Origin of the sequence: Mesorhizobium sp. M7D.F.Ca.US.004.03.1.1 (genome assembly GCF_003998635.1) — a bacterium.
Classification (GTDB): Bacteria; Pseudomonadota; Alphaproteobacteria; order Rhizobiales; family Rhizobiaceae; genus Mesorhizobium; species Mesorhizobium loti.
In genome coordinates, this window is the sequence record NZ_RZQG01000221.1 from 1 (window position 1) to 7,649 (window position 7,649).

Genomic DNA, 7,649 nt, shown 5'->3' on the forward strand with positions numbered 1-7,649 from the left:
GCTATCCTGTCGGGCCATTACGGCCTGCCGATCATCGTCGGCATCCTCGCCGCGCTCGGCCTTGGGCTCGCCGTCGGCTTCATCAACGGCGTGCTGGTGATCCGCACCAAGGTGCCGTCCTTCGTCGTCACCCTGGCCACGCTGTTTGCGCTCGCCGGCCTGACGCTCGGCCTCTCGGTCATCCTCTCCGGCAGCACCAGCGTCGCGCTGAAGAGCGGACCGACCGCCAAGCTTCTGTTCGGCGACTATCTCGGCGGCAAGTTCGAGGTGACGCTGTTCTGGTGGATCGCCGCCATCCTGATCGTCGGCTTCATCCTGAATTTCTCGCGCTTCGGCAACTGGATCCTGGCCATGGGCGGCGATGCCGTCAGCGCCCGCAACGCCGGCATCCCGACCGACCGGGTGACCATCGCCCTGTTCATGAGCAGCGGCCTGTGCGCCTCCTTTGTCGGCATGTCACAGGCGATCCTCTACAACAGCGCGCAAGTGGCCGCAGGCCAATCCTTCATCTTCAACTCGATCATCGCGGTGGTCATTGGCGGCGTGCTGCTCACCGGCGGCTACGGTTCGGTCGTCGGCATCGTGCTCGGCACGCTGACCTTCGCCATCGTCAACCAGGGCATTTTCTACACCGGCTTCGACGCCAACTGGGCAAGCCTGATCATCGGCGTCCTGCTGTTGGCGGCCGTGCTGATGAACAACACCTTCCGCACCATGGCGCTGACCTACGCACCACGTGCCAAATCGAGGGCTCGCTGATGACACCGCCCCTGCTCAGGCTGACTGGAATCAACAAGTCGTTCGGTCCGATCGATGTGCTCCACGACATCTCGCTCGAGGTCAACAGAGGCGAGGTGCTGTGCCTGCTCGGCGACAATGGCGCTGGCAAGTCGACGCTGATCAAGATCCTCTCCGGTGTCCACAAGCCGACATCGGGCACGATGGATATGGACGGCAAATCAGTCGCCTTCGACAGCCCGCGCGACGCCAGCGACCATGGCATCGCCACCGTCCACCAGTTCGGCGGGACGTTCCCGCTGATGAGCATCGGCCGCTCCTTCTTCGTCGGCGCCGAGCCGACGCGACGCTGGGGGCCGCTGACCATCTACGACCGCAAACGGGCCAACGAGATCGCCGTCACCGAGATGCGCCAGCTCGGCATCACCCGCATCGATGACGGCGACCGCCTTGTCGGTGGGCTGTCCGGTGGTGAACGCCAGGCGCTGGCGATCGCGCGCGCCGTGCATTTCGGCGCCAGCGTGCTGATCCTCGACGAGCCGACCGCGGCGCTTGGCGTCAAGGAGGCGGCGCACGTGCTGCGCATTGTGCTGCAGGCGCGCCGCAAGGGCATTGCGGTGATCTTCATCACCCACAATGTCGTCCATGCCCTGACCGTCGGCGACCACTTCGCCGTCCTCATCAGAGGCTCAAAGGCCGCCGACTTTCGCAAGGGCGAGAAGAGCCGCGAGGCGATCACCGACCTGATGGCCGGCGGCGAGCAGATGGCCGAGCTTGAAGCCGAGATCGAGAGCTTCTCGGCGGCTGACAACGGGCATGCGACGCAGGGCGCGAGCCACGCGTGACCAGTGAAGACGCCCATCTCCTCCTCCCGGGCATCTTCCTGTACGGCCGGCGGAATGCGTGGTCCGCCGGCCGCCTTTTTCAACCAACCAAAGACAGGCTTGCAGGAACCAGCAATGGCAAAGTGGATTGATGCGTGCGCGACCGATGACATCGAGGAAGAGGACGTCATCCGCTTCGATCACGAGGGCCGGACATTCGCCATCTACCGTAGCCCCGACGATGCATTCTTCTGCACCGACGGGCTGTGCACGCATGAGAAGGTGCATCTGAGCGGCGGGTTGGTTATGGAACACAGGATCGAATGCCCGAAGCACAACGGCGTGTTCGATTACCGGACCGGCGAAGCGCTGCGCGCACCGGTCTGCGTGAACCTGAAAACCTACACCACGAAGGTCGAGGACGGCCGCGTGTACATCGAGGTCTGACATGTCCGATACGTTTACGCTTGCGGCTTGCGTCGAAATGCTGTGGCGCGACCGGCCGATGGAATGGCGCGTCAAGCGCCTCACCGAAATGGGCTTCCAGGTCGGCCTCTGGAACTGGCCCGAGCACGATCTCGCAATGCTGGAAAGATCCGGCGCGACCTTCTCGATCATGAATGGATATTTGCACGGCCGGCTGGCCGATGACGAGGGTGCCGCCGAATTGCTGAAGACGGCTAAGGAGACGGCGGCGGTCGGCAAGCGCCTCGGCGTCGCGCGGCTCAATCTGCATGGTACCGGACTGGGCGATGGCGGCCTGCCGGTCACGCCCTGCGAGATCGTCACCGGCGCGATGTGGCTCAAGGCGCGCGACACGCTGAACCGCATTGCCGACCTCGCCGAAGCCGAGGGCGTGACGTTCACGCTGGAGAATTTGAACCTGCCGGTCGACCATCCCGGCGTGCCGTTTGGGCGCGCCGAGGACACGCTTGCACTAGTGTCTGATATCAACCGGCCGGGCCTGCGCCTCAATCTCGATCTCTACCATGCGCAGATCGGCGAAGGGAACCTGATCGAGCTGTGCCGCGCCTGCCTGCCGTGGATCGGCGAGGTCCAGGTGGCCGATGTGCCCGGACGCATGGAGCCCGGCACCGGCGAGATCAACTATCGCGGCATCGCCCGTGCACTGAAGGACATGGGCTACCGTGGGCCGGTGGGCATGGAGGCGTTTGCCTCCGGTGATCCCGAATTTGCCCTGCAGGCCTTCCGCGAAGCTTTCACCGTCTGAGGGAACAAGAATGGTCACCAAGAGCAGCCGCCCCACCGTCGCCGACATCCGCGCCATGAAGGGTCGCGGACAAAAGATTTCCATGCTGTACGTCACCTCGCTTGAGGAGGCGGCAGCGGCGGATGCAGCCGGCGTCGATATGCTTTCGATCGAGGGCCGCTTCTTCACGCCAGAGATGCGCGAGGCGGCCGGCCGCTGCTTCGTGCAGGTCGGGCTACCCTATGGCCCCGCCGGCGATCTGGTCACGTCGGAGGATTATCTGAAAACCGCCTACCACTTCATGCGCATCGGCGGCGATTGCTTCTACTGCGCCGCCTCGCTCGATATCCAGAAGGCGCTCTGCGACAATGCGGTGCCGGTCGTCGCCCATGTCGGCCTGATCCCCTCGCAATGCACCTGGACCGGCGGCTTCAAGGCCGTCGGCAGGACGGCCGAGAGTGCGCGGGCGGTGTGGGATCACGTCAAGCGCCTGGAGGCCATCGGCTGCTTCGGCGCCGAGCTGGAAGTGGTGCCCGACCGGGTTGCCGAACTGATCACCCGGAATACACCCTTGATCATGCTCGGCATGGGCGCCGGGCCGCATGCCGACGCACAGTATCTGTTCAGCGAGGACGTGCTTGGCCACACTGCTGGCCACAGGCCGCGCCACGCCAAGACCTACCGCAACTTCGCCGCCGAATATGAGCGGCTGCAGCGCGAGCGCATCGCCGCCTATCGTGAGTTCATATCCGACGTGCAGACCGGCGCCTATCCCGAGCCGCAGCACGTGGTTGCGGTCGCCGACGAGCAGCTTTCTGCTTTCAAGGCCTCTCTGGGTCTCTAGCGGCTATCTGCGGACGCGCGACCCGCGCAATCCGGCGACATGATAGGCCGCATTGCCTTCTGCAATCGCTCGCTGGATAGTCTCGGCCATGTTGGAGACCCTGGCGACTCACTGGCCACAAATTCTCGCCATCATCTCGGTGGTGATGGCGACCGCTGGCATCGCCCACGCCGTCATGACCAAGGAGGATGTCCGCGCCGCCACCGGCTGGGTCGGCGTCATGGTGCTGTCGCCGATCCTCGGCGTGCTGATCTATGCCGTCGCCGGCATCAACCGCATTCGTCGTGCCACGATCACCGCACAGCGTCCGCTGGCCGGCGACGCGGTGTCCGCCAAGTATGAACGCGACCTCGCCGCCGAAGAGGCCCTGATCGTCGAGCGGTACGGCCAGCGCTTCACGGGCTTGAGAACACTGGGCGACAGGGTGGCACGGCGCGCGCTCAACCCGGGAAATGCAATCGATGTGCTGGAGACAGGTGACGAGGCCTATGCCGCCATGTGCGCGGCCATCGACGGCGCCGAGCGCAGCATCCTGCTCGAGACCTATATTTTCGACAATGATGCCGTCGGCCTGCTCTTCGTCGAAGCGCTGGCTGGAGCTGTCCGGCGCGGCGTCACCGTCCGCGTGCTGATCGATGCCGTCGGCGCCCGCTACTCCGTGCCGAGCATCCTTGGGCATTTGCGCGAGGCCAACATCCCCGCCGATGTCTTCAACGGCAACATCGTCATGGGCCTGCGCCTGCCCTACGCCAATCTCAGGACCCACCGGAAGATCCTGGTGGTCGACGGCATGGCCGCCTTCACCGGCGGCATGAACATCCGCAAGGGCTTCTCCGCCGAATTCGCCGGCTCCAACAGCGCCAGGGACACACATTTCCGGGTGACCGGTCCGGTCGTAGCCGACCTCTTTTCGGTCGCCGCCGAGGACTGGCGCTTCGCCACCAATGAGGCTCTGAAGGGGGATGCCTGGCGAATTGCCCCGCTGTCACCGTCGCCCGGCGTGCCGATGCTGGTACGGGCGGTCGCGTCCGGCCCGGACGCCAGCAACGAGACCAACCACAAGCTGCTGATCGGTGCCTTCTCAGTCGCCCGCAAGTCGATCCGCCTGATGTCGCCCTATTTCCTGCCGGATCGGGAACTGATCAGTGCGCTGATCACCGCCGGCAGACGCGGTGTCGAAATCGACATCGTCGTGCCGGCCGTGAACAACCTCTTCCTAGTCGACCGTGCGATGACGGCGCAGTTCGACCAGGTGCTGAAACATTATTGCCGCGTCTGGCGTACCGAGGGACCGTTCGACCATTCGAAGCTGCTTTCGATCGACGGTGTGTGGGCCTATGTCGGCTCTTCCAATCTTGACGCCCGGTCGCTGCGGCTGAATTTCGAGATCGACCTCGAGGTGCTCGACGCCGGCTTTGCCAGCGAGATCGAGGCGCGGATCGGGTCGGCAATCGCCTCCGCCGTGCCGGTGACGCTGGACGCGTTGCGGGCCCGGCCATTCCTTATCAGGCTGTTCGACCGGGTGCTTTGGCTGGGTTCACCCTATCTCTAGATGGGCTTAGCCCTAGATGGGTTCACCCTATCTTTAACAAAACGACGTGTTTGCCGGATAGTTTGGTGTCGATCATGGAACATAAGCCCAAAGACTCTATTTGAGGTGCATGGTGAAAGCAGCTGAAATGGCAGGCACACGATGCGAATGAACGGACGCAGCCTCCCGGCAAGCATGCTTCTATCCATTCGTGACCGCCGGATGCAGAAGGCAAACGCCGCTGCACACAAGACGACAGCCATCACCGGCACACTGGTTGCCTCCTACAATGTCCACAAATGCATCGGCGTCGACAGGAAGTTCGACCCGGAGCGGACCATCCGCGTTATCCGCGAAATCGATCCGGATGTCATTGCGCTGCAGGAAGCCGACAACCGTTTCGGCGACCGTGATGGGCTTCTCGACCTGCCCCGGCTCGAGCGGGAAACCGGCCTGGTTCCGGTGCCGATTTCCGCGACCGGCAAGGGCCATGGCTGGCATGGCAATGTCCTGCTGTTCAAGAAGGGCGTCGTTCGTGACGTGCATCAGATCAAGCTTCCGGGTCTGGAGCCGCGCGGCGCGGTGGTGGCGGAGATCGACCTCGATGGAAGTCAGACGCTGCGCATTATCGCCGCCCATCTTGGCCTGCTGCGCCGTTCGCGCTCCCAGCAAGCACGTGTCGTGCTTGAACTGATGAACAGCCCGGACGAAAAGCCGACCTTGCTGCTCGGCGACCTCAACGAATGGCGGCTCGGCAACCGCTCCGCGCTCAACACGCTGCATGCGACGTTCGGCCCGCAGCCGCCGGCGGTCCCCACCTTCCCCTCAAACCTGCCGCTGCTGGCGCTCGACCGGATCATGGCCAACAGGCATGGCATGATTGCCGCTGTCGACGCGCATGACACGCCGCTTTCGCGCGTTGCCTCCGACCACCTGCCGCTGACGGCCTTCGTGCGCCTGGAGCGTGTCTCCGATAACGCCTTGATATCTCCGGCGTCGCAAAGCGTGTAGATTTCCGGTGGAACCGCCCGGTTCTTCCGCGAGTTGATATGTCGAGTTGATATGTCTTTAACTCGCAGGAGGATGAAATGAAAAAACTGATTTTAGCTTCCATGTTGGCATTTGCCGCGACAGCTGCGGTCATTGCACCCACGCAAGCCGCAAGCGTGATTATCCAGTCCGACGACAACAACCAGTATTCACAGGACGATCAGTCCGACAACGGCGAAATTGTCGTTCGTCGCCATCACCGGTATAACAACGACAACCAGTATGGTGACGATCAGAACGGCAGCGTGCAGTACGGTGACTACAACGATGGCGAGTATCGCCGCCACCACCGGCATCACCGCTGCCATATCGAACTGGTCAAGCACTGGCGCCACCACCACAGGGTGATCGAGGAGGTCCGCGTCTGCGGCTGATGCCTAGATAAACCGCCCAGCGAAAGCCGGCCGGTTTCGCTCTGGCATGACTAGCTGACGAAATAGCGCTGCCATTCGAAGTCGGTGATGTGCGACGCCTGCCAGGCGTCGAACGCCGCCTGCTCGGCCCGCCGGCTCTCGGCATAATTGTCGCGGAAGGCATCGCCGAAGGCATCAGCGCAGAAATCCGAGGCGGCGAACGCCTCGATCGAAGCATTGAGCGTGCGCGGCAGCTTCGGCTTGTCGAGATTGGCCAAGTTCGACGTCACCGGCGCTTCGAGCGGCAGATCCTTCTCAATCCCCTCGCAGCCCGCCGCCAAGATCGCGGCAATCGACAGATAGGGATTGATGTCGGCGCCAGGCGCGCGATGCTCCAGCCGGCAGGCGCCGTCATTCGGCGTGGTGATGGCGCGGATGGGTGCTGTACGGTTCTCGAACCCCCAGGCGACGTCCTCCGGCGACCAGGCGCCACGATCGAAGCGGCGATAGGAATTGACCGTCGGCCGAAACAGCAGATGCGTTTCCTGCATCCGGTTGAGCAGGCCGGCAAGGAATTTGTCGGCGACCGGCGTCAGCCGGTTCGGACCGGCGGCGAAAGCCGGCTTGCCGTCGCGCCACAGGCTGACATGGTGATGCGCGCCACAGGCGCTTTCCTTGCCTGGCGGCTGGAAGCGCGTCATGAAAGTGGCGACCAGGCCACGCTCGGCGCACAGTTCACGCAGATGCAGCTTGGCGCGCATGGCGTCGTCGGCTGCCTGCAGCGCCGATTTCGGCGTCAGCGCGTATTCATACATGCCATAGCCATATTCGGTGACCAGCGAGGCAACGCCGATGCCGATGCTCTTCATGCGGGTGATGAATTCGGCGGCAAAATCCTGATATTCGCCGCTGCGCACCAGATCATAATTGATCAGCGAATGGCCCCAGGGCTTCAGCTCGCGGTAGCGCCCGGCGCGCATCAGATCGTGGTCGGCGTGGAAGATGCCGAACTCGTATTCGAGTGCGATCATCGGCTCGTAGCCGAGCGCCCGGGCGCGTTCCTCGACGCGGGCGAGCACGCCGCGCGGATCGAACGGGC

The 7,649-nt window shown here is 63.7% G+C and carries 9 protein-coding genes; 8 read left to right on the plus strand and 1 reads right to left on the minus strand.

The window, feature by feature from the left end; all coding sequences use genetic code 11:
- The 8 genes from EN935_RS14745 to EN935_RS14780 all read left to right on the plus strand — a co-directional run.
- A partial coding sequence (locus EN935_RS14745) for an ABC transporter permease (protein WP_164771136.1) occupies positions 1-759 on the plus strand: 759 nt, incomplete at its 5' end.
- Positions 759-1,583, plus strand: a complete 825-nt coding sequence (locus tag EN935_RS14750) for an ATP-binding cassette domain-containing protein (protein ID WP_127262907.1) — start codon at positions 759-761, stop codon at positions 1,581-1,583. The genes EN935_RS14745 and EN935_RS14750, both read left to right, overlap by 1 nt.
- A gap of 114 nt (positions 1,584-1,697) precedes the next feature.
- On the plus strand, positions 1,698-2,009 hold the full coding sequence (locus EN935_RS14755) for a MocE family 2Fe-2S type ferredoxin (protein WP_109661247.1): 312 nt from the start codon (positions 1,698-1,700) through the stop codon (positions 2,007-2,009).
- Between the two features lies 1 nt (position 2,010).
- Positions 2,011-2,793: a hydroxypyruvate isomerase family protein gene (locus EN935_RS14760; RefSeq protein ID WP_126070281.1), complete on the plus strand. Its 783-nt coding sequence runs from the start codon at positions 2,011-2,013 to the stop codon at positions 2,791-2,793.
- 10 nt (positions 2,794-2,803) lie between these two features.
- Entirely contained in the window at positions 2,804-3,616 is an 813-nt protein-coding gene (locus tag EN935_RS14765) for a 3-methyl-2-oxobutanoate hydroxymethyltransferase (protein WP_127262908.1), read from the plus strand.
- Positions 3,617-3,704: 88 nt separating this feature from the next.
- Entirely contained in the window at positions 3,705-5,168 is a 1,464-nt protein-coding gene (locus EN935_RS14770) for a phosphatidylserine/phosphatidylglycerophosphate/cardiolipin synthase family protein (RefSeq protein WP_109659494.1), read from the plus strand.
- Between the two features lie 141 nt (positions 5,169-5,309).
- Positions 5,310-6,158: an endonuclease/exonuclease/phosphatase family protein gene (locus tag EN935_RS14775; protein ID WP_109659491.1), complete on the plus strand. Its 849-nt coding sequence runs from the start codon at positions 5,310-5,312 to the stop codon at positions 6,156-6,158.
- Positions 6,159-6,235: 77 nt separating this feature from the next.
- Positions 6,236-6,571, plus strand: coding sequence for a hypothetical protein (locus tag EN935_RS14780; RefSeq protein ID WP_109659489.1), 336 nt, complete (start codon positions 6,236-6,238; stop codon positions 6,569-6,571).
- 50 nt (positions 6,572-6,621) lie between these two features.
- Here EN935_RS14780 and EN935_RS14785 read toward each other — a convergent pair.
- Positions 6,622-7,649 (minus strand): glutamine synthetase family protein (locus EN935_RS14785; protein WP_127373403.1); only part of this gene is annotated, 1,028 nt, incomplete at its 5' end.

Bases quoted from the DNA above. Each gene is read 5' to 3' on its own strand.
- EN935_RS14750 (WP_127262907.1), top strand. From the start codon at position 759: ATGACACCGCCCCTGCTCAGGCTGACTGGAATCAACAAGTCGTTCGGT.
- EN935_RS14775 (WP_109659491.1), top strand. From the start codon at position 5,310: ATGCGAATGAACGGACGCAGCCTCCCGGCAAGCATGCTTCTATCCATT.
- EN935_RS14760 (WP_126070281.1), top strand. From the start codon at position 2,011: ATGTCCGATACGTTTACGCTTGCGGCTTGCGTCGAAATGCTGTGGCGC.
- EN935_RS14755 (WP_109661247.1), top strand. From the start codon at position 1,698: ATGGCAAAGTGGATTGATGCGTGCGCGACCGATGACATCGAGGAAGAG.
- EN935_RS14770 (WP_109659494.1), top strand. From the start codon at position 3,705: ATGTTGGAGACCCTGGCGACTCACTGGCCACAAATTCTCGCCATCATC.
- EN935_RS14780 (WP_109659489.1), top strand. From the start codon at position 6,236: ATGAAAAAACTGATTTTAGCTTCCATGTTGGCATTTGCCGCGACAGCT.
- EN935_RS14765 (WP_127262908.1), top strand. From the start codon at position 2,804: ATGGTCACCAAGAGCAGCCGCCCCACCGTCGCCGACATCCGCGCCATG.